Source organism: Sphingopyxis sp. SCN 67-31, from assembly GCF_001725095.1.
Genome location: NZ_MEFH01000051.1, coordinates 92,542 through 118,417, shown reverse-complemented (window position 1 = coordinate 118,417; position 25,876 = coordinate 92,542). Strand labels below are relative to the sequence as shown.

At 67.3% G+C, this 25,876-nt stretch carries 18 protein-coding genes; 10 read left to right on the top strand and 8 right to left on the bottom strand.

Annotated features, from left to right (window positions below; translation table 11 throughout):
• The 3 genes from ABS88_RS07180 to ABS88_RS07170 form a co-directional block, all read left to right on the top strand.
• Nucleotides 1-522 (top strand): phosphomethylpyrimidine synthase ThiC (locus tag ABS88_RS07180; protein ID WP_286749517.1); only part of this gene is annotated, 522 nt, incomplete at its 5' end.
• Between the two features lie 605 nt (nucleotides 523-1,127).
• Entirely contained in the window at nucleotides 1,128-2,351 is a 1,224-nt protein-coding gene (locus ABS88_RS07175) for a reverse transcriptase domain-containing protein (RefSeq protein WP_286749516.1), read from the top strand.
• A 137-nt stretch (nucleotides 2,352-2,488) separates the two neighbouring features.
• A complete protein-coding gene (locus ABS88_RS07170; RefSeq protein WP_286749515.1) occupies nucleotides 2,489-2,974 on the top strand; it encodes a 2'-5' RNA ligase family protein in 486 nt (161 codons plus the stop codon).
• Nucleotides 2,975-3,076: 102 nt separating this feature from the next.
• On the opposite strand, the gene ABS88_RS07165 is transcribed toward ABS88_RS07170, so the two are convergent.
• On the bottom strand, nucleotides 3,077-3,964 hold the full coding sequence (locus tag ABS88_RS07165; RefSeq protein ID WP_286749513.1) for an arylamine N-acetyltransferase family protein: 888 nt from the start codon (nucleotides 3,962-3,964) through the stop codon (nucleotides 3,077-3,079).
• A gap of 175 nt (nucleotides 3,965-4,139) precedes the next feature.
• Between ABS88_RS07165 and ABS88_RS07160 the strand changes: the two genes are divergently transcribed.
• Nucleotides 4,140-4,520: a glycine zipper 2TM domain-containing protein gene (locus ABS88_RS07160; RefSeq protein ID WP_212598247.1), complete on the top strand. Its 381-nt coding sequence runs from the start codon at nucleotides 4,140-4,142 to the stop codon at nucleotides 4,518-4,520.
• Nucleotides 4,521-4,595: 75 nt separating this feature from the next.
• Nucleotides 4,596-5,180: an Ivy family c-type lysozyme inhibitor gene (locus ABS88_RS07155; RefSeq protein ID WP_286749509.1), complete on the top strand. Its 585-nt coding sequence runs from the start codon at nucleotides 4,596-4,598 to the stop codon at nucleotides 5,178-5,180.
• A 10-nt stretch (nucleotides 5,181-5,190) separates the two neighbouring features.
• Here ABS88_RS07155 and ABS88_RS07150 read toward each other — a convergent pair whose 3' ends face one another.
• The 4 genes from ABS88_RS07150 to ABS88_RS07135 form a co-directional block, all read right to left on the bottom strand.
• Nucleotides 5,191-5,622: an OsmC family protein gene (locus tag ABS88_RS07150; RefSeq protein WP_286749508.1), complete on the bottom strand. Its 432-nt coding sequence runs from the start codon at nucleotides 5,620-5,622 to the stop codon at nucleotides 5,191-5,193.
• Nucleotides 5,623-5,634: 12 nt separating this feature from the next.
• Nucleotides 5,635-5,889 (bottom strand): DUF2061 domain-containing protein, encoded by a 255-nt coding sequence (locus tag ABS88_RS07145; RefSeq protein ID WP_286749506.1) that lies wholly within the window; start codon nucleotides 5,887-5,889, stop codon nucleotides 5,635-5,637.
• Nucleotides 5,890-5,995: 106 nt separating this feature from the next.
• Nucleotides 5,996-6,709 carry a uracil-DNA glycosylase gene (ung, locus tag ABS88_RS07140; RefSeq protein WP_286749504.1) on the bottom strand — a complete coding sequence of 238 codons (714 nt, stop codon included), beginning with the start codon at nucleotides 6,707-6,709 and terminating at the stop codon, nucleotides 5,996-5,998.
• Between the two features lie 113 nt (nucleotides 6,710-6,822).
• Entirely contained in the window at nucleotides 6,823-10,044 is a 3,222-nt protein-coding gene (locus ABS88_RS07135) for a TonB-dependent receptor domain-containing protein (protein WP_286749503.1), read from the bottom strand.
• Between the two features lie 196 nt (nucleotides 10,045-10,240).
• Here ABS88_RS07135 and ABS88_RS07130 point away from each other — a divergent pair, with 196 nt between their 5' ends.
• The 5 genes from ABS88_RS07130 to ABS88_RS07110 all read left to right on the top strand — a co-directional run bounded on the left by ABS88_RS07130 (nucleotide 10,241) and on the right by ABS88_RS07110 (nucleotide 21,164).
• Entirely contained in the window at nucleotides 10,241-10,603 is a 363-nt protein-coding gene (locus ABS88_RS07130; RefSeq protein ID WP_286749502.1) for a phosphoribosyl-ATP diphosphatase, read from the top strand.
• A gap of 11 nt (nucleotides 10,604-10,614) precedes the next feature.
• Entirely contained in the window at nucleotides 10,615-10,992 is a 378-nt protein-coding gene (locus tag ABS88_RS07125; RefSeq protein WP_067107293.1) for a histidine triad nucleotide-binding protein, read from the top strand.
• 439 nt (nucleotides 10,993-11,431) lie between these two features.
• Complete coding sequence (locus ABS88_RS07120) at nucleotides 11,432-17,263, top strand: alpha-2-macroglobulin family protein (RefSeq protein ID WP_286749501.1); 5,832 nt, start codon at nucleotides 11,432-11,434, stop codon at nucleotides 17,261-17,263.
• 65 nt (nucleotides 17,264-17,328) lie between these two features.
• Nucleotides 17,329-19,464: a penicillin-binding protein 1C gene (gene pbpC / locus ABS88_RS07115; protein ID WP_286749500.1), complete on the top strand. Its 2,136-nt coding sequence runs from the start codon at nucleotides 17,329-17,331 to the stop codon at nucleotides 19,462-19,464.
• Between the two features lie 170 nt (nucleotides 19,465-19,634).
• Entirely contained in the window at nucleotides 19,635-21,164 is a 1,530-nt protein-coding gene (locus tag ABS88_RS07110; RefSeq protein ID WP_286749499.1) for an amino acid permease, read from the top strand.
• A 94-nt stretch (nucleotides 21,165-21,258) separates the two neighbouring features.
• On the opposite strand, the gene ABS88_RS07105 is transcribed toward ABS88_RS07110, so the two are convergent.
• The 3 genes from ABS88_RS07105 to ABS88_RS07095 form a co-directional block, all read right to left on the bottom strand.
• Nucleotides 21,259-22,443, bottom strand: a complete 1,185-nt coding sequence (locus tag ABS88_RS07105; RefSeq protein ID WP_234002514.1) for a multidrug effflux MFS transporter — start codon at nucleotides 22,441-22,443, stop codon at nucleotides 21,259-21,261.
• Between the two features lie 208 nt (nucleotides 22,444-22,651).
• Nucleotides 22,652-22,954 (bottom strand): hypothetical protein, encoded by a 303-nt coding sequence (locus ABS88_RS07100; RefSeq protein WP_067107285.1) that lies wholly within the window; start codon nucleotides 22,952-22,954, stop codon nucleotides 22,652-22,654.
• Between the two features lie 25 nt (nucleotides 22,955-22,979).
• A complete protein-coding gene (locus tag ABS88_RS07095) occupies nucleotides 22,980-25,865 on the bottom strand; it encodes a M16 family metallopeptidase (protein ID WP_286749498.1) in 2,886 nt (961 codons plus the stop codon).
• Nucleotides 25,866-25,876: the final 11 nt, after the last annotated feature.

The window sequence follows — 25,876 nt, the reverse complement described above, 5'->3', positions numbered from 1 at the left end:
TACGACCATATCACCAGCGGCATCGGCGCCGCGATGATCGGCTGGTACGGCACCGCGATGCTCTGCTACGTCACGCCCAAGGAGCATCTCGGCCTGCCCGACCGCGACGATGTGAAGGTCGGCGTCGTCACCTACAAGCTCGCCGCCCACGCCGCCGACCTCGCCAAGGGCCACCCCGCCGCCAAGGTCCGCGACGACGCGCTGTCGAAGGCGCGCTTCGAATTCCGCTGGCGCGACCAGTTCAACCTGAGCCTCGACCCCGACACCGCCGAGCAATACCACGACCAGACCCTCCCGGCCGAAGGCGCGAAAACGGCGCATTTCTGCAGCATGTGCGGCCCCAAATTCTGTTCGATGAAGATCAGCCAGGAAGTGCGCGAGTTCGCGAAGCTGCAGAACCAGGACAGCGCCGGCTTCATCGCCGCCGAAGAGGCCGAGAAGGGCATGGCGGAAATGAGCCAGGTCTATGATAACACGGGGCGCGAGCTGTATATGGGCGCGGGTGGTCGGGAGCATGATTAAATAACCTGCCGCATGCCCCATATCGAGAAGCAGAAGTATTAAACGGCCCTTGCAAAGCAATGGCGGTTGTACCATCTTCGTTCTCGGCAGACGACCCCTAGTGGGTTGGCCTGCGGAAGCGGTTCACCCGGCTCTAATGTCAGGTTCAGGTAACGGCGCAACGCGGTCTAGTGGCCGTAAGCCGGGCCCTTGGGCACATGGCACATACCGACACTCCGCTCGCGGAAGGTCGGCACCATACTGACGAAGGAGTGCGATACATGCCTCGCTTTACCCTTAGAACCGGCGAGGTTCGGAGCCAATTCTGTGATGGGCCTTCTCGCGGGCGGCCGAATATTCCGGCGCGCAATGCCGGAAAGCCGAGTGCCGATTCGGGCGCGACTCACTTTGTTCACGGTTTGTTCCGAGGCGGAGTTGCGTTCGGCATGGCACTAATGCTATGGTGCTTACTGACTCTTGCGACCAGTTTTGCAGAGAGTCAGGTTCAGGTAACGGCGCAACGCGGTCTAGTGGCCGTAAGCCGGGCCCTTGGGCACATGGCACATACCGACACTCCGCTCGCGGAAGGTCGGCTCCTGGTGAACCGCCAGCCTGGGTAATTTTGGGTGAAACTGGCGGCAACTAGATGGCAAAACGCTTTACAGCAGATATTCAGCGCTGCTGAACTCAATGTGGCATGGAACTTGGAGCGGCAACGCTTGAAGTCTAGCTGTTATGGCATTGACCGAACCAGCGGAAAACAATTTGATGCTGAGAGATCTTGGCGGATCCCTTCGATTAGGGAACGACGCCTCAGACCAAACTTCATCCCTTCTCCGCTTCTAGCTATAGCAAAAGATAAAGACACTGGAGGACACCGTATAATATGCATCCCAACCATTGAAGATAGATTGATTCAATTCAATATACTTCACAAGATTCGGGACTCTCTAAAGAACAAGGGGCTTTTGAATGATATCAGTTACGGCCTAGTTGCTCACTCAAACAGAACCGTTCAAGATGCTCGAAATAGAGCAACCATACTTAGAGAGAACGGTAGATTCGTCTACAAGACCGATATTCAGAAATTCTTCGACCGAATTCCCCGAGATCGCCTTGAAGCGCAGATTGTACGCATCGTCCCCTACCCAACGTTGCACGGCATTCTGAAGGCCTTCGCGAGCGTCGAAATAGGTGATGGCTTCGCACCAGACTGGAAGGAGATTATCGACCGGGCGGGCATTCAAACCGGCTTGGGAGTTAGGCAAGGCATGCCCCTTTCTCCTTATTTCGCAGGCATCCTCTTACGCGATTTGGATCGTCTAATTGAAAAGCGTCGCCTTCCAGTAATAAGGTATGTCGATGACATAATTGGGTTCTTTAAATCACGGAAAGAGTGCGAAGATTTTGATAAATTTCTTCGTGAGGAACTTGGAAAAATGAGTCTCAGTCTCGGCATGATTGACACAGAAAACTCCAAGACCCGAATTTACGAACCCAACGAGGCAGCAGAATTTGTCGGTATGGAAATGCGATTCCAAGACAACGGAAAATGCTACCTTCAAGTCAGCGAGCAAACACTACAACGCGTCGAAGGGCGGTTTGCAGAGATGGCCACAATCGACAAACTCTTACAGAAGAAGATAACTCTTCCATTTCTAGGTGCCCGATTGGAAGCAATGGAGAAAGGCTATATCGCCGCTTACCATGGCGCACAGAATATGAGCGAACTCAAAACGCGTGTGCGCAACGCCGCCGGCCCAATCGTTCAGGCAGTTTTGGAGAGCATATTTGGGCCGACTGTAAAAAGTCTGAACCAAAAGGAGCGCAGGTTCCTCGGTTTGGAATAGGCGCTAAATCTCGCTCAAGCAAATTACGGTGACAATTTACTAAATCCGCGAAATCAGGCCGAAGCACCCACTAGTCGTCCCGACCCCCACACCATGCTACACTCCCACCCATGCGCGCCCGGAACCCCCTCTACATCATGGCCAAGCCGCCGCCGGAGGTTCAGGCGCAGATCGCCGCGCTGCCGCGCAACGATCCGTCGCGCGGCCCCCACCTCCTCCATGTCACGCTCATCTCGCTCTACGACCTGCACCATGCGCCGCCCGAGTGGCTGCCCGCGACCGTCGCAGCGCTCGACACCTTCGTCGCGGCGCCCTTTCCGCTCCGTTTTGACCGGATCGAGAACCGCAAGGCGGTGACGCTGCGCACGCGCGAGCCGCTGGCCCAGGCGCGGGCGTTCCAGAAGGCGCTGGTTCATCATCTGCTGGCCGCGAAGGCGCCGATCATGGACGGCACCACGCCCGAACCGCACGTCACGATCAATTATCGCGGCGACCGGCTGGGCGCGCAGACGATCGCGCCGATCGGCTGGACGGTCGACGAGATCATCCTGACCGAAAGCATCGTCGGCAAGACCACCCATGTCGAACGCGGCCGCTGGTCGCTCCGCTCCGACGCGAGCTGACGCGCGGCGGTTCGGCGGAGGCGCAGGCCTTGCCCCGCACCATCGTCGTCCGGGCAGTCGTGGGGCCCGCTTTCCTTCTTTCGCCGGCGCGGGCCGGCCCCTCTACCCCTCGACCTCCGCGGTCGCGGCGCGCTCGATCGCCGCGCGCCAGTGCGGCCGCACCGCCAGGCCGAACAGCTCGGCGAGCGCGGCCTCGATCGCGTCGGCGGTCAGATAGCGCCGCTCGCTCGACCCGTCGGCGTGGCGGATCGTCAGCCGGTTGTCGCGCAGCGCATAGCGCGCGCGGGCGGTGGTGCGCGCGGCGATCAGCTGGTGGCGGAAATGCGAATCGGGATGGGTCGATGTGTACCAGTTGGCGACCTCGTAATCGATCGCGGGCGCGGGCGCGTCGTCGATGTCGTAGAGCGGCGCCCAGTCGTCGCCGATCGCGATCGACACCGCCCAGATGCCGCTGCCCGCGTCGCCGCGCGCGACGCGATAGCTTTCGTGCGCGGTCGGCTGCGGCGCCGCGCCGTCCATCGCCAGCGGCGCGGGCGGCACCGCCGACCCGAAACCGACATCGGCCAGCCAGGCGCGCCCGTCGACGCGAACGCGCACCACCATATGGCTGCGCGGCGCGGGCGGCACGGCCGGGTCGCGCAGCCAGCGTACGCGGCCGAGCAGGCCCTCGGCCTCGAAGCCGATCGCGCGCAGCACGCGCAGGAACAGGCCGTTCTGCTCGAAGCAATAGCCGCCGCGCCCGCCTTCGATCAGCTTCGCGGCCACCGCTTCGGCGCCGATGTCGACATTGCCCTCGACCAGCGCGTCGATCGCTTCGAACGGAATCGCCGCGATATGCGCGGCGTGCAGCGCGCGCAGCACCGCCAGCGTCGGCTCGGCCGGCCCGTCGTAGCCGATGCGGGCGAAATAGCGCGGCAACAGGTCGCCGTCCGGCACCGGGCGCGCGGCGGCCGGGCCTTCGGGGGCTTCGAATGTCGGGCGGTACAGCATGGCGGATCTCCGTCTCGCGAATCGTCTGCCCCCTGATGCAAGCTCAACCGCGCTTGAGGTCAAGCGATAAGGGCGCGGGGCGAAAAGCGGCCGGTGCCGGAACTTCGGGCCGCCCCCGCGTGTCTATCAGGCAGAAAGTCCGCCGTCCCGCGGCCCACCTGCAAAGGAATGTCCCATGAACAAGCTCCTGCTCGCCCCGCTCGTCGCCGCGACCGCGCTCGCCGGCGGCTGCGCCTCGACCGGCTATGGCTATGACGACGGACCGCGCCGCGGCGGCGGCTGGTATGCCGACGACCATTATCGCGACGGCGATTACCGCGAGCGCCGTCTGGGCAAGGGCGACCGCATCTATCGCGGGCGCGACGGGCGCTATTATTGCAAGCGCTCCGACGGCACGACCGGGCTGATCATCGGCGGCATCGCCGGCGGCGCGCTGGGCAACGTCATCGCGCCGGGCGATTCGAAGACGCTCGGCACCGTGCTCGGCGCGATCGGCGGCGCGGTTGCGGGCCGCGCGATCGACAAGAGCGGCGACGACGACGTGCGCTGTCGCTGACGCGCCGCCGCCGGTGGAAAAGAGTATCGGCGGCGGCCGGGCCGTGGCATGATCGCCCGCGAAAGGGGACCTGCCATGACGCCATTCCGCCGCCTTCCGCTCTTTCCCGTGCTCGCCGGGGCCGCCTTGCTTGCGCTTGCCGCCTGCGGTTCCGGCGGCGATGCCGCTCCGCCCCCCGCCGATGCGCAAGGCGTTGACGCGCAGGCCGCTGCCGACCGACCGGCAGCGCCGTCGGAAAACCCGGCGGCGCCCGCGCCAGCCGACACGGCGCCCGCCGCGAAAACCGGCGACGCGAAGAACCTCGCCGCCTATGTCGGCAAATATCCGTTCGACAAGGTCGATGGCGTCGCATGGGACGATCATCCCGCGGTCAAGGCGGGGCTCGCCGCGACGGTGAAGGACGCGAAGGTGCTGAAGGCCATCCAGACGCTGGAGGGTCCGTCGGCGCCGATCGAGATGCACGACGGCAAGGTCATGGCCTGGGCCTGCCAGCAGCATAATTGCGGACCGCACCAATGGGCGGTGCTGGTCGATCCCGCGACCGGCGCGACCGACGTCTGCTATTATGACGAAGCGGCGTCGGCGACCGATGCGCGCTGGTTCCTCGCCGGCGGCAAGGAGGAAAGACGCAAGGGCAACTGCCAGTTCGGCGCCGGCTGAACCGCGGCGCTCACCCGCCTTCGAGGCTGTGGTCGAGTGTGATCTCGCAGTTCAGCAGCTTCGAAATCGGGCAATTGGCCTTGGCATCGGCCGCGATCGCGGCAAAGGCGTCGGCGTCGATCCCCAGCACCTTCGCGGTCAGGGTCAGCGCCGATTTCGTCACCGCGAAGCCATCGCCGTCCTTGCCCAGCGTGACGTCGGCGCGCGTGTCGAGCTGGCCATCGCTATGGCCGGCGCGCGCCAGCGCAAAGGACAGCGCCATGGTGAAGCAGGCGGCATGCGCCGCGGCGATCAGTTCCTCGGGGTTGGTGCCCGACCCGTCCTCGAAGCGCGAGGCGAAACCGTAGGGCGCGCCGTCGAGCGTGCCGCGCTTGGTCCAGATATGGCCCTTGCCGTCCTTGCCCAGCCCTTCGTAGCGGGCGCTTGCGCTGTTCACCGTCATGCTTCTTCTCCTTCATCGACACAGCAGTGCAACGGCGCCGGGGCGGCCGGGGTTCCCGCGCGGCCGGGCGGGCACGGCGATTCGTATCGCATCGGCGCGGCGCCACGCCTTTTCATGGAAGAAGAAGGCGACGGCGTTGATGCACGGCTCGATCAGTGCGATCCCGCCCGCCACCCGGGCCGATCCCGTCAGCGCATAGGCAACGCCGAAGCCGATCGCGAGGTGCAGCGACAGATAGGTCAGCGTCTTCATCAGGTCGGTCGGCATCGGCGCGTCTCCAGCGGGGCAAGGGCATGGGATAGACCCGTTGCACGGCGCCGCGCCAACACACGCTTTCGCTCACTCTGATCGATTCGTCCGCGCGATGCGACGGTCAGCCGACGGCGACCTCCGCCGTCTCGGGCAGGCGCCAGTCGATGGTACCGCGGCCGTGCTCCGCCAGGAAGGCGTTCGCCTGGCTGAACGGCCGCGATCCGAAAAAGCCGTTCGACGCCGACAGCGGCGACGGGTGCGGCGCGCGCAGGATCAGGTGCGGGGTGCCCGGTCCCAGCCCCGGCACGTTCGCGGCCTTGCGCTGCGCGTGGCTGCCCCACAGGATGAAGACCTTGGGTGCGGGGTCGGCGGCGACCGCGGCGACCGCGGCGTCGGTGAAGCGCTCCCACCCCTTGCCCTGGTGCGAGGCGGCTTGCCCCGCCTCGACGGTCAGGCAATTGTTGAGCAGCAGCACGCCCTGTTCGGCCCAGTGTTTCAGATAGCCGTGGCGCGCCGGCGGGATGCCGAGGTCGCTCTGCATCTCCTTGTAGATGTTGACGAGGCTCGGCGGCACGCGGACGCCCGGCTGGACCGAGAAGCACAGGCCGTGCGCCTGCCCGGGGCCGTGATAGGGGTCCTGCCCCAGGATGACGACGCGCACGTCCTGCGGCGGCGTCGCGTCGAGCGCCGCGAACCAGTCGCGCGGCCTTGGATAGACGCGCTTGCCCTTCGCCCGCTGGTCGGCGAGGAACTGCTTGAGCGCGCCCATATAGGGCTGATCGAACTCGCCGCCGATCCGTGCGAGCCAGTCGGGATGAAGCTTGACGTCCGCCATGCGCGCCGTTCGACCAGAGCCGGCGCCGCTTGTCCAGCATGCTTCGCCCGTGGCGGGCACAAAAAGGGCGGCGGGATCGCTCCCGCCGCCCGGTGCTTCCGTGGCGGCGCGCGTCAGAAGCGGCCGCTGGCGCGCAGGAACAGCCGGCGGCCGAGATAATCATATTGCGAACCGAACACCGGCGCCTGGCCGAGGGCCGAAACGCTGGTGTAGATCGTCGACGCCCGCGGCGGGGCGGTGTCGAAGATGTTCGCCACGCCGACCGTGATCTCGAAACGGTCCGCGACATCGCGCGTCACCGACATCGAATGATAGAAGGTCGGCGCCAGCCGCGTGTCGGGGCAGAAGGTGCCGCCGGGGCGGAAGATCGAGGTACGGCATGCGCTGCCCTGCTCGTCGAGCAGGTCCTGCTGGTTCGATGTGCCGCCGATCACGTCGAGACCGTAGAAGAGCGTCCACGGCCCCTTTTCCCATGCGAGGTTGAAATCGCCGACCCATTTCGGATCGCCGGCCTCGCCATTGTCGTCGATCACGAAGCCGTCGAACAGCGCGACCTTGTCCTCGATCTGCCACGTCATCTGGGCGCGGAACGCCAGCGAGCCGAGGTTGCCGAGGTCCTGGTCGAGCAGCAGCGTCACGTCGATGCCGCGGTTGCGCTGGCGGTTGATGTTCACATAGGTGTCGCGCACATCGGTGATATTATGCTCCTCGGGACCCGACGGCGCGCGCGTGATCAGGTCGCAGAGCGGATCGTCGAGCCCGAACTCGGAATTGTAGCAGCCGCTGATGATGCTCGCGGCGCCAAGCGTCGTGATCTCGTCCTTCACCTTGATGTCGAAATAATCGACCGCGAGGCTGGTCTTGAGGCCGCTCCACAGCACGCCCGACAGATCGGGCGTCAGGACGACGCTCGCCGTCTTGGCGGTCGAGGTTTCGGGCTTGAGCTGCCCGATGCCACCGCCCGACACCACGGTCGCCGATCCCGTCGCGCCGGTGAAATTGGCTGGAACGCCCGCCGCGATGCAATTGTCGTAGACTCGCTGGCTCATCGTACCCGCGGCAAGCTTGGTCGCGGCGTTGAGGCAGATGTCGATATCCTGCTGATCGCGGAAGCCCGTCTGGTTCTCGAGGAACAGTTCGAACAGCGCGGGCGCGCGGAACGAGGTGCCCCAGGTGCCGCGGAAGCGCAGCCAGTCGGTGACCTCCCAGTCGAGCCCGGCTTTCCAGGTCGCGTCGCTGAAGCTGTCCTTCACCCCGTCGCGGCGCGTGGCGTCGACGCTGGTATAGCGGCCGGCGCCCGACAGCGTCAGGCGCTGGATCAACGGCGTGTCGTGGATCAGCGGAATCTGGAGTTCGCCGAAGACTTCCTTGCTGACCGTCTTGCCGGCGGTGATCCCCGACGAGGTGCGCAGCGCGGCATTGCCCGCCAGCGTCACCTCGCCCGGCGTATCGTTGATCTTGTCCTGCCGGATTTGCGCGCCGAATGCCGCGCCGACCTTGCCCGCGGGCAGTTCGAACAGGTCGCCGGCGACGGTGGCTTCGGCCGATGTCTGGGTGAACAGCGTGCGGCCGGTTTCCTTGCCGAACAGGAAGGCGCGTTCCTGCGGCGTGAAATCGCCGTTCAGGACCCTGGGATCGGTGAAGTCGATGTCGATGCACGGCACGCCGCGGATCGCCGTCGTCAGCCCGACGCACGACCGGGTGCGGAAGGTCTGCGAATCGAGCGAATCCTGATAGACGACATCCTGCGTATATTTGGCGTCCGACCGGCTGTACTGGCCGTAGACGTCCCAGTTCCAGCCCGACAGCAAGCCGCCGAAGTCGCCGCGCAGGCCCAGCACGCCGCGATAATAGTCGACGTCGGTGCTGAAGTCCGATTTGGTCAGAACCAGCGGGCGGAGCAGGAAAGCCCCGGTAAATTCGGTGTTGAAAGGATCGCCGAGGTCGCCGGGCGTGCAGTTATACACCGACGGATCGCAGAACAGCAGGGTGATGGGAACCGGCAGGGCCCCGGTTCGGGTCGAATCGCCCGTGAACTGGAACACACTGACCTGCTGAAAACTGTTGTTGTAGGACTTGCGGTTGTTGAACAGCAGTTCGGTGTAGATTTCGACATTATCGGTCAGTTCGTAGGACGCGTCGAGATAACCGGTGAGACGCGTGACCTTCGAGAACACGTCCGACATCTGCTCGAGCGGCAGATACTGATTCGTCGCGCCGGTCGACGGACCGTCGAAGTTCAGCCCGAAGAAATCGGCTGGGGCGGATATGCCGAACGCCCCGTAATCGTTGAACGAAATGCCGACCTGGCCGAATTGCGCTCCATATTGTCCGATGAACAATTGCTGGCCGTTGGGGGCCAGCAGCGTCGGCTGGAACCCCACAAGGTCGCCGTCATCGTTGACGATCGGATCGCCGCTGAAATCATTGTTGGTCAGGATCAGGTTGCCGATGATGCCGTTGCACGCCGGCTTGCCGGTGCGGAAATCGACGATGTCGGCGCGCGTTCCGTCCTCGCGCGTCAGATATTCCTCCTGACAGCCCAGGAACTTGCGGTCGTTCCGGCGCAGATTCTGCTGCTGGTAATAATCGACCGTCGCCAGCACATGGCCGCGGTCGAAGCGCTTGCCCCAGGTGACGTTGAAATCATAGGTTTCGCCGCCGCCGTGCACCGGAACCGCGGTGAAGCCGCCGACCTCGAAGCCGTCGGTGTCGGTCTTGGTCAGGATGTTGACCACGCCCGCGACCGCGTCGGAGCCATAGATGGAGGAGGCGCCGGTCTTCAGCACCTCGACCTGCTTGACGACCGACAGCGGCAGCACGTTGAGATCGAACGACGACACCGCGCCGCGGACGCCCGCCGGGCCGGCGCGGCGACCGTTGAGCAGCACCAGCGTGCGCTCGGCGCCGAGGCCGCGCAGCGAGACGGTCTGCGCGTCGGCGCCGCCGTTGGTGACGAAGCTGTTCGAAATCGCCGAGGTGATCTGGATCGAGCCCGCCGCGACCGGCGAAGACTGGAGGATGTCGGCAAGCTGGTTCTGGCCCTGCTTCTGCCCCAGTTCGGGGTTGATGATCTGGATCGGGTCGGGGCTGTTGAACTCGCTCTTGCGGATGCGCGAGCCCGTGACGACGATGGCCCCGTCGTCGCTGCTGACGCTGTCCGGCCTCGCGACGGTCGTGTTGACGCGCTCGGCGCAGGCATCGCGCTCGGCCTGCGTGTCATAGGCCGAGCAATCCTCCGCCTGCTGCGCCTGTGCCGGCGCGGCCGACATGGTGATCGCGATCAGCGATGCCGTTGCGGTCAGGATCGCCGACGTCCTTGTTCCAATTTTCATGCTGCATCCCCGGTTGTCTGAATCGCATGCGCGATCCCGTGTTTTGCCCCACGACTTCGGTATAAATGCCTAACGCGGGTTGACTATCCGTTTCGCCGGAAAAAAAGTGGCGGGTGTGGCCGAAATGCGACACCTGCTTCCCATCGCCCGCCGGGCCGCCTTGCTGTGTTGCGACGGCGCCGCTAACGGTCGCACCATGAGCAGCGGAACGACAAGCCTGACACCCGACACGCCGCCGATCGGCGCCGCGCTGTCGCGTCTGGAGGCAACCGTGCGCGAGCGGCTCGATTCGGGAACCGCCGCCTCCTCCTATGTCGCCAGCCTCGCCGCCAAGGGTCCGGCGAAGATCGCGCAAAAGCTGGGGGAAGAGGCGGTCGAGACCGTCATCGCGGCGCTGGCCGAAGACCGGGCGGCGCTGGCCGGAGAGGCGACCGACCTCGTCTTTCACCTGACGGTCCTGCTCGCCGAGCGGGGCCTCGGCTGGGATGCGATCGCCGCCGAGCTCGACCGGCGCGACGGCGTCTCGGGCCACGCCGAAAAAGCCGCCCGACAATCATAGGAGCCCCCGACATGGCGATCGACGCGACGCTGCCCTACGACGACGGTAACATCTTCGCCCGCATCCTGCGCGGCGAACTGCCCGCGAAGACCGTCTACGAGGACGAGCATGCACTCGCCTTTCACGACATCAACCCGCAGGCGCCGACGCATATCCTGGTGATTCCCAAGGGCGCCTATGTCAGCTGGGACGATTTCTCGGCGCGCGCGAGCGACGCCGAAATCGCGGGCTTCGTGCGCGCGGTGGGAAAGATCGCGCGCGACCTCGGCCTCGTCGAACCCGGCTATCGCCTGCTCGCCAATGTCGGCCCCGACAGCGGGCAGGAGGTGCCGCACCTGCACGTCCACCTGTTCGGCGGACATGGGCTCGGCCCGATGCTCGTCCGCTAGGGCCTGTGGGGATTCGGGCGCTTGCGGACGCATAGGGGCGTGTCCCCGCGAAGGCGGGGACCCGGTGCGGTGGGACGCAAACCCTGATTTCCTCCACTCTGGGCTCCCGCCTTCGCGGGAGAACCTGGCTTTGTTTTGCGGAAAAACTGAATCTCCACAGGCCATAGCTCATTGCGAGCGGAGCGAAGCAATCCAGAGCGGTTTATGCCTGCTCTGGATTGCCGCGCGGCTTCGCCGCTCGCAATGACGATTCCATTCGATGTCATCTCCATTCGATGTCATCACGCTCCAGGACAGCACCCCCACCGCCTCGCAATGATCGCGATCACAGCGATGACGCCGCGCGTGGCGGATCCTGTGCGCGGCGCGGCAGCGGGTGGACTCCTGCCCCTGTTTCCAGCAGGATAGATACGCCAGCCGGCGCAGGAGAGTTGAGGCGATGATGCAGCGATGGCAGGGCCTGGGCACACGCCTGGCCGGAAAGATGCGGCTGGCCCTGCTGGTTCCGCTCGGTCTCGCGCTCGCTGCGGCGGGCGGCGACACGGTGCCGCAGGTCACGCTCGCGACGCCGGGCAGCGCCAGCGGCGGCGACGGCGCGATCAGCCGCTTCACACTGCGTTTCTCCGAAGACATGGTGCCGCTCGGCGATCCGCGCGCGAAGGCGCCCGCCACCCATGACTGCAAGATACCCGGCACCGGACGCTGGGTCGATACGCGGACGTGGGTGCTCGAATTCGACGCGCCGCTGCCCGGCGGCAAGCGTTGCCACGTCGAACTGCGCCCCGACCTCGCCACCGCGCGCGGCGTGTCGGTGGTCGGCAACGGCCGCTTTGCGATCGACACCGGCGGCCCGTCGGCGCGCGCCGTGCTCGCCGGGGGGACCTATGACGGGATCGAGGAGGATCAGCTCTTCCTCGTCGCCACCAACGTCGCCGCCGACCGCGCCTCGGTCGGCCGCTTCGCCTATTGCGCGGTCGACGGGATCGGAGAGAAGATTCCGGTCGACGTGCTGCCGCGCGATACCGCAGAGCGGATTCTGACCGGGCTTGGCGATGGCGACTGGTCGCGCCAGTCCTTCGCCTATGACGCCGGCCTGCCGCTGCGCCTGCCCGCGGCCGGCACCGATCGTGACGCCGCGCTCGATCGCATCGTGCCGGTCAAGTGCCGCCGGCCGCTGCCGCCGGGCCGCGAGATGGCGCTCGTCTGGGATGCCCGCATCCAGCAGGCCGGCGTCCCCGGCCGTACCGCCGGTCGCGACCAGCGCTTCGACTATAATGTGCGCCCGGCCTTCACCGCCAAGATGGCGTGCAGCCGCGTCAATCCGCAGGCGGGCTGCAACCCGATCAAGGACGTCGTGGTCAAGTTCGCCTCGCCGGTGGCGCGCGAGACCGCACTCGCCGCGACGCTCGCCACCGCCGATGGCAAGCGCCTGACCGCGAAAGCCGACGCCGACGATGCCAATGATCGGTGGCTGACCCAGGTCCGCTTCGCCGGGCCGCTGCCGCAGAATGTCGACGCGACGCTGACCCTGCCCGCCGACGTCGTCGACCAGAGCGGCCGCAAGCTTGCCAACGCGTCGAACTTCCCGCTGAAATTCCACATCGACCGCGCCCCGCCGCTGGTCAAGTTCGCCGCGAGCTTCGGCATATTGGAGGCGAAGGAAGGCGGCGTGCTGCCCGTCACGGTGCGCGGGGTCGAATCGTCGCTCGTCCAGGCGAACCTCAGGATACCGGCGACCGCGCTGAAGGTCGGCGACGACGATGCGGCGGTCGCGCGCTGGCTGAAGCGCGTCGACGACGCCGACGACACCGATTATCGTGAGGAGAAGAACGCGCGCGGCGAAGAGGTCACCGTCAATTACACCGGCACGACATCGGTGTTCGACGGCGCGCCGGCGGGCGGCGAGCGCCGCGGCCTGACGCTGTCGCCCCCCGGCGGCGGCAAGGACTTTGAGGTCGTCGGCATCCCCCTGACCGAAAAGGGCTTTCACGTCGTCGAGATCGCGAGCCCCGAACTCGGCGCCGCGCTGCTCGGGCGCAAGGCGACGCGCTATGTCGCGACCGCCGCGCTCGTCACCAACATGGCGGTGCATTTCAAATGGGGCCGCGAAAGCTCGCTCGCCTGGGTGACGGCGCTCGACACCGGCCTGCCCGTCGCGGGTGCGGAGATACGCGTCAGCGACAGCTGCACCGGCCGCCTGCTCGCGCGCGGCACCGCCGACAAGGCGGGCCGCCTCGCCTTCCCGAAAGGCCTGCCGCAGCCCGAAACCTGGTCGAGCTGCGACACGGACGCCGACCCGTCGAACAGCGAAGGCCATGCGCTGATGGTCACCGCGCGCGCGGGCGACGATTTCAGCTTCACCCTCACCGACTGGGGCAGCGGCATCCGCCCCTATGATTTCGACCTGCCCTATGGCTGGTCCGAACGCGGCGACATCCTCCACACCCTGTTCGACCGTGCGCTCGTCAAGGCGGGCGAGACGGTCAACATGAAGCATATCCTGCGCCGCCCCGTGGGCACGGGCTTCGCGGTTCCGCAGCCGATGGCGGGCCGGCTCCGCCTCGTCCATCGCGGCTCCGACACCGAGTTCGAAATGCCCTTCGCCATCGACGCGAGCGGCAGCGGCGACACGATATGGGCCGTCCCGGCCTCGGCGCCGATGGGCGACTATGACCTCGTCTTCGTCACCAAGGACAAGGATGGCGAGGACAAGACGATCTGGAGCGACGCGTCGATCCGCGTCGACGAATATCGCCTGCCGACGATGAAGGCGACGGTCACCGGGCCCAAATCGGCGCTCGTCCGCCCGACCGCGGTCCCGCTCGCGCTGTTCGTCGGCTATCTGTCGGGCGGCCCCGCCGGGAACCTGCCCGTCGAGGTGCGCACCGCCTTCACCCCGCGCTGGTCGCCGCCGGAGGATTATCGCGACTGGGATTTCGACGGCCAGCCGGTCCGCGAAGGGGTGGTCCAGCTCGACGACAGCGGCGAGGAACCCGAAGCCGCCATGCCGCTCGCGCGGTCGGTGCCGATCACCCTCGGCGCCGACGGCACCGCGTCGACGAGCGTGATCGTCGACCAGCCGATCGTCCGGCCGACCCAGATGGCGGTCGAGATGGATTATCAGGACGCGAACGGCGAGACGCTGACCAGCAGCCGGCGCATCACCCTCTATCCGTCGGCGGTGCGGCTGGGGGTCAGGACCGACGGCTGGCTGATGCGCGACAACGACCTGCGCCTGAAATTCATCGCGCTCGATCTGGACGGCAAGCCGATCCGCGGCCAGCGCGTCGCGGTGACCCTCTACAATCGCGAGATCATCACCGCGCGGCGGCGGCTGATCGGCGGTTTCTACGCCTATGACAACCAGATGCGCACGACGAAGCTCGATGCCGCGTGCAGCGCGGCGACCGACCGCCTCGGCCGCGCGAGCTGCGCGATGGCGCCCGGCGTCTCGGGCGAGGTCACGGTGGTCGCGACGACGACCGACGCCGACGGCAACGAGGCGCGCGCGGTTCGCTCGGTCTGGCTCGCGGGCGACGACGACTGGTGGTTCGGCGGCGACAATGGCGACCGCATGGACGTGATCGCCGAACAGCCGCGCTACGCCGCGGGCGACACCGCGACCTTCCAGGTCCGCATGCCCTTCCGCGAGGCGACGGCGCTGGTCACCGTCGAGCGCGAGGGCGTGCTGTCGAGCTTCGTCACGCCGCTGAAGGGCACCGACCCGGTGGTGAAGGTCAAGCTGCCCGCGACCTATGCCCCCGACGTCTATGTCTCGGTGATGGCGGTGCGCGGGCGCGTGACCGGCGGCGAAAGCTGGTTCCGCAAGATGAAGCGCGCGGTCGGCTTCCGCATCGAAAACAGCGAGGGCGCGCCGCCCACCGCGCTCGTCGATCTCGCCAAGCCCGCCTATCGCATGGGCATCGCGCGGATCAAGGTCGGCTGGGAAGGCCACCGGCTCGGCGTCAAGGTGAAGGCCGACAAGGAGAAATATGCGGTGCGCGAAACCGCGAAGGTGGCGATCGAGGTCAGGACCCCGAACGGCAAGCCCGCCGCGGGCGCCGACGTCGCCTTCGCCGCGGTCGACGAGGCGCTGCTCCAGCTCGCGCCGAACGACAGCTGGGCGCTGCTCGACGCGATGATGGGCGACCGCACGCTCGACGTGCTGACCTCGACCGCGCAGATGCAGGTGGTCGGCAAACGCCACTATGGCCGCAAAACACTCGCCCCCGGCGGAGGCGGCGGCGGCGACCTCAGCGGCCTGACGCGCGAGGATTTCCGTCCCGTCCTGCTGTGGAAGGGGCATGTCCCGCTCGACGCAAAGGGCCGTGCGACGGTCGAGGTGCCCATGTCCGACAATCTGTCGGGCTTCCGCCTCGTCGCGATCGCCACCGACGGCGCGCAATATTTCGGCACCGGCGAAACGAGCGTGCGCACCGTGCAGGACCTCGCGGTCTTTGCCGGGCTTCCCGAGCTGGTGCGCACCGGCGACACCTATGACGCGCGCTTCACGCTGCGCAACGGCACCGACCGACCGATGGAGGTCGTTGCGACCCCGACGCTGTCGCCCGCGGTGGCGACCGGCCAGTCGCTGACCGTCACCATCCCGGCGGGCGGCGCGGTGCCGATCAGCTGGTCGATGACCGCCCCCGCCGAATCGGGACCGCTTGAATGGACGATCGAGGCGGTGTCGAAGAACGGCCGGCAACGCGACCGGCTGGTTTTCGCGCAGCAGGTCGAACCCGCCGTGCCGGTCGAGACATGGGCCGCCAGCCTGTTGCGCGTCGGGTCGGACACGTCATTGCCGATCGCCATTCCGGCGGGGGCTCTGCCCGGCGGCACCGTCGACATCGCGCTGGCGGGCACGCTCGCGCCGCCGCTTGCCGGGGTGCGCGACTATATGGCGATCTACCCCTACGACTGTTTCGAGCAATCGACTTCGCGCGCGGTCGCGCTCGGCGACCTCGGCCACTGGCAAGCGCTCGCGGGCGCGATGCCGACCTATCTCGATGACGACGGCCTGCTGCGCTATTGGCCGAGCAGCCGGCTGGAAGGCTCGCCCGAGCTGACCGCCTATGTCCTCGCGATTACCGCAGCGAACGGCTTCGCGATCCCCGAGGCATCGAAGACAAAGATGGTCAAGGCGCTGCAGGCGGTCGTCGAGGGACGGCTGACCCGGAAGGGATATGGTCCCTACGACATCCGGCCGGTGCGCGTTGCCGCGCTGGCGGCGCTCGCGCGCAATAATGCGGCCAGCCCCGCGCTGGTGGCCGCGATCGACATGGCGCCCGCCGACATGGCGACCGGCACGCTCGCCGACTGGCTCGTCGCGATCGAGCGGACGCCGGGCGTCCGGGGCGCGGCCGCGCTGCGCACCGCCGCCGAGACCGAACTGCGCAAGCGGCTCGTCTACGAAGGCATGCGTCTCGACCTCGTCGACGACGCGAAGGCGCCATGGTGGATGATGACGAGCGGCGACGAGATGGCGATCAAGACGCTCGAAGCCGTGCTCGGCCGCAAGGGCTGGGAAGACGACGCGGGCCGGCTGATGGTCGGCGTCGCGCAGCGCCAGCGCAAGGGCCATTGGGACACCACTCCCGCCAACGCCTGGGGCGCAGTGACGGTGCGCCGCTTCGCCGATCTCTATCCGGCGAGCGCGATCACCGGCACCACCACCGTCGGCCTCGCGGGCGCCAGCGCGTCGCAAGGCTGGCCGCTGCCCGCCGACGCCGCGCCGCTGCGCCTTCCGCTCGCCGCCGCGCCGATGACGCTCGCCCACCAGGGCAGCGGAGCGCCATGGGCGACCGTCCGCGTCCGGGCGGCAGTGCCGCTCAAGGAACCGCTCAACGCCGGCTATCGCATCAAGCGGTCGATGCACATCGTCAAGGCGGCGAACAAGGACCGGCTGACGCGCGGCGACGTCGTCAAGGTGCGGATCGAGATCACCGCGGCCGCGGGCCGGACATGGGTGATCGTCAACGATCCGATCCCGCCCGGCGCGACGATCGTCGGCAATCTCGGCGGCCAGTCCGAAATGCTTGCCGATCAGGCCAGCGGGTCGGGCTGGCAGCCAAGCTATGTCGAGCGCGGGCGCGACAGCTGGCGCGGCTATTTCGGCTGGATGCCCGCGGGCAAGCACGCGGTCGAATATGTCGTGCGGCTCAACGGATCGGGCCGCTTCACCCTGCCCGCGACGCGGGTCGAGGCGATGTATTCGCCCGCGATCCGCGGCCAGTGGCCGAACGCACCGCTGACGGTGGCGGCGGAGTGATGGAGCCGAAGCGCATCTTTCCATCGCCGTGATGATGGCACGCATCGCAAGTTCGCAGTCCGACGATGACTGAACACGTCCCCCGCAAACGCCGCTGGCGCAACGCCTTGCTGTGGACCGCACTTGCCATGCTCGTTCTCGTCACGATCGCGCACCTTCTCACCCGCCCGCTCGCGATGCCCGATTACGAAACGGTGCGCGCCGGCTGGAAGCCCAGCGAGGCGTGGCTCTACGACCGTGACGGCCGCCTCCTCGACAGTGAGCGCGTCGATTTCGAGCGGCGGCGGACGGCGTGGGTGCCGCTGGCGGCGATCAATCCCGCGCTGCGCGACACGGTGGTCGCGGCAGAGGACAAACGCTTCTGGTCGCACGGCGGCGTCGACTGGCTCGCGATAGCAAGCGCGGCCCGCGCGCGCTGGAGTGGCGGCCGGTCGCGCGGTGCCTCGACGCTGCCGATGCAGCTCGCCGCCTTCCTCGCGCCCGAGCTTGCGCAGCCGGGGCAGCGCGGCTGGCGCGCGAAGCTTCGCCAGATGCGCGCCGGGCAGGCGCTCGCATCGCATTGGACCCGCGCACAGATGCTCGAGGCCTATTTCAACCTCGTGCCGCTGCGCGGCGAGGTCCAAGGGGTCGGCGCCGGCGCGCGCAGCCTGTTCGGCAAGCCGCCGGCGCAGATGACGCGCACCGACGCCGTGCTGTTCGCGGCGTTGCTCCCCAATCCGGCGGCGGACGCCGGGGCGCTCGGGCGGCGCGCGTGCCGCCTCGCGCGCACCGCCGACTGCGCCCCGCTGCGCGCCGCCGCCGCGACTTTGGTGTCGGGCGAGCGCGCCGCGCGCTTCGACCCCGCGCTCGCGCCGCACCTCGCCGTGCGCCTGCTCGACGCGCCGGGCAAGCGCGTGACGACGACGATCGACCGCCGCATCCAGGGCGCGGCGATTGTCGCGATGCGCCGTCAGCTCGCCGGGCTCGGCGCCGATCGGGTGCGCGACGGTGCGGTGGTCGTCCTCGACAACGCCACCGGCGACGTGCTCGCCTATGTCGGCGGGGTTGGGCTGAAATCGACCGCCGCCGCGGTCGACGGCGCCAACGCCCGGCGGCAGGCGGGCTCGACGCTCAAACCGCACCTCTATGCGCAGGTGATCGAAAAGGGCTGGCTCACCGCCGCCTCGATCCTCGACGACAGCCCGGTGCAGCTCGACACCGCCTCGGGCCTCTATGTCCCCAAGAATTACGACCGCAGCTTCAAGGGGCCGGTCAGCGTGCGCCACGCGCTCGCGGCGTCGCTCAACGTCCCCGCGGTGCGCGCGCTTGTGATCGACGACGTTCAGCAGTTCCGCGACCGGCTGTGGGCGCTCGGCTATCGCGGGCTGGTCGAGGATGGCGATTATTACGGCTTCAGCCTCGCGCTCGGGTCGGCCGAGGTCAGCCTCGTCGAACAGGCGAACGCCTTCCGCACCCTCGCCAACCAGGGCCGCTGGTCGCCGGTCCGTTTCGTGAAGGGCACGGCACGGGGGGAGGAGCGCCGGATCGTCGATCCCGGCGCCGCCTTCATCGTCGCCGACATCATGGCCGACGCCACGGCGCGCGCCGACGCCTTCGGTGCCGACAGCGCACTGCGCCTGCCCTTCTGGGCCGCGGCGAAGACGGGGACGTCGAAGGGAATGCGCGACAATTGGTGCGTCGGCTTTTCGGACCGCTACACGGTCGCGGTCTGGGTCGGCAATCTGGAGGGGGATTCGATGCGCGCGGTGTCGGGCACCTCGGGCGCGGCGCCGGTGTGGCGTGACGTGATGCTCGCGCTCCACGCCGGCCGCCCCGGCAGACCGCCGGGGATGCCCGAAGGCGTCGAGGCGCGCCGCGTCAACCTGCCCGGCACGCGCGAGCCGCCGCGCCGCGAATATTTCCTGCGCGGCACCGCGCAGGCCGAGATGGCGGCCGCCCCCGCCGCCGCGCGCCGCCCGCGCATCACCAGCCCGGTCAGCGGCAGCGTCTATGCGCTCGACCCCGACATCCCGGCGGGCCGCCAGCAACTCGCGGTCATGGTCAGCGGCGAGGTCACGGGTTTCCGCCTGATTCTCGACAAGCAGGTGCTCGGCGACGCCGACGCGGGACAGCAGATCGTGCCGCGCCCCGGCAGCCATATATTGACCCTCACCGATCCCGGCGGGCGGACGATCGACCGCGTGCGCTTCACGGTGCGATAGGACAGGCCGGCCACCGGACCCCGCCCGGAGCCGCCGAATTCACGGCGGAGCGATGGAAGCGAAGTTAAGCCATTCCCCATGAAATTATGTTGCGCTGACCGGCGGAGCGGTTAGTCTGCGCCGCCAGGAGACGGGCGGCGGCCCTTGCCGCCCGACAAGGGGACACTCGCATGATATTTGGTCGTGTCAAACCGCTGGACGCCATATTGGCGACGGCGGAAAAGAAATCGTTGCACCGTTCGCTAGGCGCCTTCCAGCTCACCATGCTGGGGATCGGCGCGGTGATCGGCACCGGCATTTTCGTGCTGACCGCCGAGGCGGCGCAAAAGGCCGGGCCGGGCATGATGGTCAGCTTCATCATCGCCGGCTTCGTCTGCGCCTTTGCCGCGCTCTGCTATGCCGAAATGGCGGCGATGGTGCCGGTTTCGGGATCGGCCTATACCTATAGTTACGCGGTGATGGGCGAACTGATCGCCTGGATGGTCGGCTGGGCGCTGATCCTCGAATATGCGGTGGCCGCGGGCGCGGTCTCGGTCGGCTGGTCAGGCTATGTCGTCGGGCTGGCGGAGAATGCGCTGGGGATCGACATACCCTCCACATGGGTGCTCGGGCCGTTCGACGGCGGGATGATCAACCTGCCGGCGATGGCCATCGCGGGGCTGGTCACCTGGCTGCTGGTGATCGGCACGCGCGAATCCGCGACCGTCAACGCGATCCTCGTCGTCATCAAGGTGGCGGCGCTGACGCTGTTCATCGCGCTCGCGGTGCCGGTGATGAACATGGAGAATTTCGAACCCTTCGCACCGCTCGGCATCGGGGGGATCGGCGCCGCCGCCGCCTCCATCTTCTTCGCCTATGTCGGGTTCGACGCCGTGTCGACCGCGGCGGAAGAGACGAAGAACCCGCAACGCAACATGCCGATCGGCCTGATCGGCAGCCTCGCCATCTGCACCGTCTTCTACCTGCTTGTCGCCGCGGGCGTCATCGGCACCGTCGGCGCACAGCCGGTCGGCATCGACGCCGCCACCGGTCACGCGCTCGAACCCGGAAGCCGCGCGCTGGCGTCGGCATGCGGCGCGATCGGCGACCAGGCGGTCGTCTGTTCGAAGGAGGCGCTGGCCTGGACGATGCGTGAAATCGGCTGGCCGCAGGTCGGCAACCTGATCGGCCTCGCCGCCGGGCTTGCCCTGCCGTCGGTCATCCTGATGATGATGTTCGGCCAGACGCGCATCTTCTTCGTGATGAGCCGCGACGGGCTGCTGCCGCAGGCCTTCTCGCGGATTCACCCGAAGTTCCACACCCCGCATGTCATCACGATCATCACGGGCATTGCCGTGGCGCTGTTCGCCGCCTTCTTCCCGGTCGGACAACTCGCCAACATCTCCAACTCGGGCACGCTGTTCGCTTTCGCCGCCGTGTCGATCGCGGTGATGACGATCCGCCGCACCGATCCGACCCGGCACCGGCCGTTCAAGACGCCGATGATCTTCGTCACGGCGCCGATCGCGGTCCTCGGCTGCATCTATCTGTTCTTCAACCTCGATCACAAGAGCATCACGCTGTTCCTGATCTGGGCGGCGGTCGGTCTCGTCGTCTATTTCCTGTACAGCCGCTCGCGCAGCTATGTCGGCCGCGGGATCATCGACGTGCACGAAGACGATCCCGACGCACCGCCGCAGCCGGTGCCCCCGATCCCCTGAGCCGGCGATCGGAACTCGAAAGACGAAAGGGGGCCTCGCGCCCCCTTTCTCTTGCGCGGCCTCTCTGCTGCGCGGGCCGCCACCGTCCGGCGCGTCAGAAGGGGGTTTTGGCCGCGGTTCCCGGCCGGGTGAACAGCTTGCCGCGCTCGGCCCACAGGACCAGCGCCAGGCCGATGACGGCGCAGGCGCAGAAGGCATAGGCGAGCGGCAGCGTCGTCCCGTCGTACAATTGCCCGATCAGCGCCCCCGCCCCCGCGGCGAGCAGCGTCTTCGCAAAGCTCTGATAGGAGGAGGCGACGCCCGCCATATGGCCGAAATCCTCCATCGCGATCGAACCGAAATTGCTGCCGATGAACCCGATCAGACCGACGTTGATCATCATCAGAACCGTGAACATCCACAGCGTCTCGCCGCCGCTCAGCGCGACGAGGATCTGTGCGATCGACGTCGCCATGAAGGCGAAGACGGCGCTTTGCGACACGCGCCGTGCACCGAAGCGCTCGACGATCGCCGCGTTCGAGAAATTCGCCGCCGCGATGCCGATGGCGACGCAGGCGAAGACCAACGGAAACAGGCTTCGCGCGTCGAAGACATCGGCGATGATCTGCTCGCTACTATTGAGATAGCCATAGAGCGCGGCCTGCATCATGCCCGAGGCGATCATGTAGCCCGCGGCGCGGCGGTGCCGCGTCACCGTCGCCCAGCCCGCAACCATCGTGCGCCAGTCGAGCGGGCGCACGTCGGCGTGAGCGAGCGTTTCGGGCAGCCGGCGCAGCCAGAGGATCATCACCACCCCCATCACCGCGAGGACGATGAAGATCGCACGCCAGCCGGCGACCGCCTCGACCCCCGCGCCCATCGTCGGGGCGATGATCGGCACGACCATGAAGACGAGGAAGATCAGCGACAGGCGCTTCGCCATCGCATCGCCCGAAAAGAGATCGCGGATCACCGCGACGACGATCACGCCCAGCGCAGCGCTGACCAGCCCATGCCCGAAACGCAGCGCGAGCAGCATCGGAAAGCTCATCGCGAGCCCGCAGCCGATCGACAGGATCACATAGCCGACCAGCGCCGGCACCAGCACCCCCTTGCGCCCGAAGCGGTCGGCGAGCGGGCCATAGACGAGCGAACCGATCCCGATGCCGAGCAGATAGACCGAGATCACATATTGGCGGTGGTTCGCCACCGCGACCTCCAGCCCGCGGCCGATCGCGGGCAGCGCGGGCAGCATCGAATCGATGGCGAGCGCGTTCAGCGCCATAACCATCGCCATCATGATCACCATTTCACGATCGCCGGGGAGGCTCAACCGCGGCGAAGGCTCTGTCATTTTGTGCATTGCAACAATGTATGCACATGCCGCCGCTTTGGATAGCCCCTATCCACGTGCCGGCCGGCGAAAGACTGGACGGCCCCATAAGCAAAGGGCCGCCCCGGTCGCCCGGGACGGCCCCTTCGCCGGAAATATGGTCCGGACCGGACGGTCAGGCCTGGCGGGTGCCAGTCATCGCCATCGAACCGAAGGGACCGGCCTTGATCGTGCCGGTCAGCGTGTCGCCGTCGATGGTCGCTTCGCATTCGAGCGTCATCGGCATCGGCACCTTCATGTTCATCGTCCAGTTCAGCTTGTTGCCGTCGACCTTGCCGTTCTCGACGTCGAGCGATCCCATCGTGCCGGCGTTCTGGCCGGTGAAGCTGTCGCCCTCGCTCTTCACGGTGAAGACCGACTTCTGGTCGCCCATCGGCGACTTGGTCACGCAATCATAGCTGCCGTCGACTTGAGACATCGAAACCCTCCTACTGAAACTAATGTCAATTAGCTGGAGCCACTGTTTCGACGTTCAAACCCAGTCCGTCAAGCTGTGGTTTCACGATCGAGGCGTCGCCGACGACGACATAGACGAGATCGTCGACGCTCAGCGCCTCGCGCGCCACGGCGTCGACGGCGGGCATGGACATCGCCTCGTATTTCGCGGCGATCGTCTCGTAATAATCGTCGGGGCGATCGAACTTGACGATCGAGCGCAGCCCGCCGAGCACGTCGCCCGACGTCTCGAAGCTGCCGGGCAATTCGCGGACGCTGCCGTTGACCGTCCGCTCCAGCTCCGCCGCCGTCACCCCCTTGTCGCCGAGGAAGGTCTGGAGGTCGCTGCGGAACTCGCGGATCGAATCGCCGGTGCGGTCGGCCTGCACCGGCGCGACCACGACCCAGGTCAGCCGGTCCTTGTCGGCCGAGACCGCCGAACGCACGCCATAGGACCAGCCCTTGGTCTCGCGCAGGTTCATGTTGAAGCGCGACAGGAAGTCACCGCCGAAGATGTCGTTCGCGGCGCGCAGCACCTCGAGGCTGTCGGAGCCCTTCGCGGCGAGCACCTTGCCCGCCATGATGACCGATTGCGGCGATTTGGGCCGGTCGACCAGCAGGATGCGCGGCTGCGGCGCGGGGATGGCGATGTCGAAATGCTTCTCGCCCTTCGGCGCCGTGGGCGGCTTCCACTGGCCGAGAGTCGCGTCGAGCTGCCGCCGCACTTCGGCGAGCGTGGTATCGCCGACGACGAAGATGCGGGCGTTGTCGGGGCGGATCCACGCCGAATGGAAGGCGACGAGCTGGTCGCGCGTCGCCGCCGCGACCGCCTTGGCATTCCCGAGGCCCGAGGGCGGGATACCATAGGGATGGTCGGCGCCATAAAGCGCCGGCCGCAGCACGCGCGAGGCGATCGCGTTCGGGTTGTTGAGTTCGGCCTTCAGGCGATTGAGCTGCTGCGCGCGCACCCGCTCCAGCTCCTGCGCGTCGAAGGCCGGGTGGCGGATATAGTCGGCGAGCAGGCCGAGCGAGGCGCTGAGGTTGGGCTTGAGCGCGAACAGGCTGAAAATCGTCTCGTCGGCGTTGGCGGTCCCGTCGATCTGCGCGCCGAGCCGCTCCTTCGCCTCGGCGAAGGCGATCGAATCGAGGCTGGTCGTCCCCTCGTCCATAAGGCTGAGCATCAGCGACTGGGTGCCCAGCGCATCGTGCGGGTCGGCGGCATAGCCGGCGTCGAAGCTGACCGCGACCTGCACCGTCGGCACCGCGGTCCGCCGCGCAAAGACGACCTCGATCCCGTTGCGCAGCGTCGTGCGCTCGATCGCCGGGAAGTCGAGCGCGGTGAGCCCGCTCACCGCCGGCAGCTGCGACCGGTCGGCGATCGCCGTCGCGCCCATCGCGCCCGTGTCGGGCCCGACGTCGCCGAGCGCCGCGTTCCAGTAGCGGTCGGGCGCGACGGCCGCCGCGGCCTTGCCCGCCGTCACCGCGCCGCCGCGGTTCTCGCCGCCCTCGGTCCGCTCGCCGGGCGTGTAGGTGAGCGAGAAGGCGGGTCGCGCCATCCATTTGCGCGCCACCGCCGCCGCCTGCTCGGGGGTCGTCTTCGCCAGCCGGTCGAGCTCGGTCCGGTAATGATCCGGATCGTTCGAATAGAGCGCGCCCTCGGCCAGCGTCACCGCCTTGCCGCCGAAGCCGCCGACCGATTCGAGCCCGGCGATCGTGCCGCCCAGATAGCTCGCCGCCGCGCGTTGCAGTTCGTCGGCGGTCGGCCCGGTTTCGAGGAATTTGGCGATCTCTGCGTCGAGTTTCTGGCCGACCAGCGCCGGATCGACGCCTTCCTTCACGTCCGCCTGGACAATCAATATGCCGGCATCCTCGAAGGTCTGGGCAAAGGCGGCGACCGCGACCGCGACCGGGTCCTTGCGGACCATCGCATTGTCGAGCCGCGAAGAGGACAGACCGCCGAGCACGGTCGCCGCCATCTGCAGCGGCACCGCCTCGGGATCGTTGAGGCCGGGGATCGCCCACATGCGATAGAGGCGCGTCGTCGGGATCAGGTCGCGGACCTCCCTGGCGAGCGGCGCGGGCAGCGTCGGCACCGACACCGGCGGCGCGGTCACCGCGGGGCCCTGCGCAATGTCGCCGAACCATTCGGTCACCTTCGCCTTCGCGGTCGCGACATCGATGTCGCCCGCGAGCACGAGCACCGCGTTGTTCGGCCCGTAATGGTCGGTGAACCAGCGCTTCACATCGTCGAGCGACGCCGAATCGAGGTCGGCCATCGAACCGATGGTGCTGTGATGATAGGGATGACCGGTGGGAAAGAGATTCTCGAAAATCTCGTAGCGCAGCAGGCCGAAGGGATTGTTGTCGCCCTGCCGCTTCTCGTTCTGGACGACACCGCGCTGGTTGTCGAGTTTGTCCTGCGTCACCGCGCCGAGCAGATGCCCCATGCGGTCGCTTTCGAGGAACAGCGCGCGGTCGAGCGCGCCGGTCGGCACCGTCTCGAAATAATTGGTGCGGTCCATGCTGGTGGTGCCGTTGAAATCGGTCGCGCCGACCTGTTGCAGCGGCTCGAAGAAATCGCCGGGCGCATTCTCCGATCCGTTGAACATCAGATGCTCGAACAGGTGCGCGAAGCCCGTCTTGCCCTTCGGCTCATGCTTCGAGCCGACGCGATACCACACCGACACCGCGACCACCGGCGCCTTGCGATCCTCGTGCACGATCACGCGCAGGCCGTTGTCGAGCGTGAAAGCCTGCCACGGAATGTCGACCGCCTTCACCAGTTCGGCGACCGGCGCAGGCTGCGCCGCCTTGCTTTTGGCGAGCGCGGGACCGGCGGCGACCAGCGCGGTCGACAGGGCAAGGGCGGCGGCGAGACGGGAAAGACGCGGCATGGACATCCTCT

Bases quoted from the DNA above. Each gene is read 5' to 3' on its own strand.
- ABS88_RS07170 (WP_286749515.1), top strand. From the start codon at position 2,489: ATGGCCAAGCCGCCGCCGGAGGTTCAGGCGCAGATCGCCGCGCTGCCG.
- pbpC (WP_286749500.1), top strand. From the start codon at position 17,329: ATGACTGAACACGTCCCCCGCAAACGCCGCTGGCGCAACGCCTTGCTG.
- ABS88_RS07120 (WP_286749501.1), top strand. From the start codon at position 11,432: ATGATGCAGCGATGGCAGGGCCTGGGCACACGCCTGGCCGGAAAGATG.
- ABS88_RS07145 (WP_286749506.1), bottom strand. From the start codon at position 5,889: ATGCCGACCGACCTGATGAAGACGCTGACCTATCTGTCGCTGCACCTC.
- ABS88_RS07160 (WP_212598247.1), top strand. From the start codon at position 4,140: ATGAACAAGCTCCTGCTCGCCCCGCTCGTCGCCGCGACCGCGCTCGCC.
- ABS88_RS07110 (WP_286749499.1), top strand. From the start codon at position 19,635: ATGATATTTGGTCGTGTCAAACCGCTGGACGCCATATTGGCGACGGCG.
- ung (WP_286749504.1), bottom strand. From the start codon at position 6,709: ATGGCGGACGTCAAGCTTCATCCCGACTGGCTCGCACGGATCGGCGGC.
- ABS88_RS07095 (WP_286749498.1), bottom strand. From the start codon at position 25,865: ATGCCGCGTCTTTCCCGTCTCGCCGCCGCCCTTGCCCTGTCGACCGCG.
- ABS88_RS07130 (WP_286749502.1), top strand. From the start codon at position 10,241: ATGAGCAGCGGAACGACAAGCCTGACACCCGACACGCCGCCGATCGGC.
- ABS88_RS07155 (WP_286749509.1), top strand. From the start codon at position 4,596: ATGACGCCATTCCGCCGCCTTCCGCTCTTTCCCGTGCTCGCCGGGGCC.
- ABS88_RS07100 (WP_067107285.1), bottom strand. From the start codon at position 22,954: ATGTCTCAAGTCGACGGCAGCTATGATTGCGTGACCAAGTCGCCGATG.
- ABS88_RS07125 (WP_067107293.1), top strand. From the start codon at position 10,615: ATGGCGATCGACGCGACGCTGCCCTACGACGACGGTAACATCTTCGCC.
- ABS88_RS07105 (WP_234002514.1), bottom strand. From the start codon at position 22,443: ATGATGGCGATGGTTATGGCGCTGAACGCGCTCGCCATCGATTCGATG.
- ABS88_RS07150 (WP_286749508.1), bottom strand. From the start codon at position 5,622: ATGACGGTGAACAGCGCAAGCGCCCGCTACGAAGGGCTGGGCAAGGAC.
- ABS88_RS07135 (WP_286749503.1), bottom strand. From the start codon at position 10,044: ATGAAAATTGGAACAAGGACGTCGGCGATCCTGACCGCAACGGCATCG.
- ABS88_RS07165 (WP_286749513.1), bottom strand. From the start codon at position 3,964: ATGCTGTACCGCCCGACATTCGAAGCCCCCGAAGGCCCGGCCGCCGCG.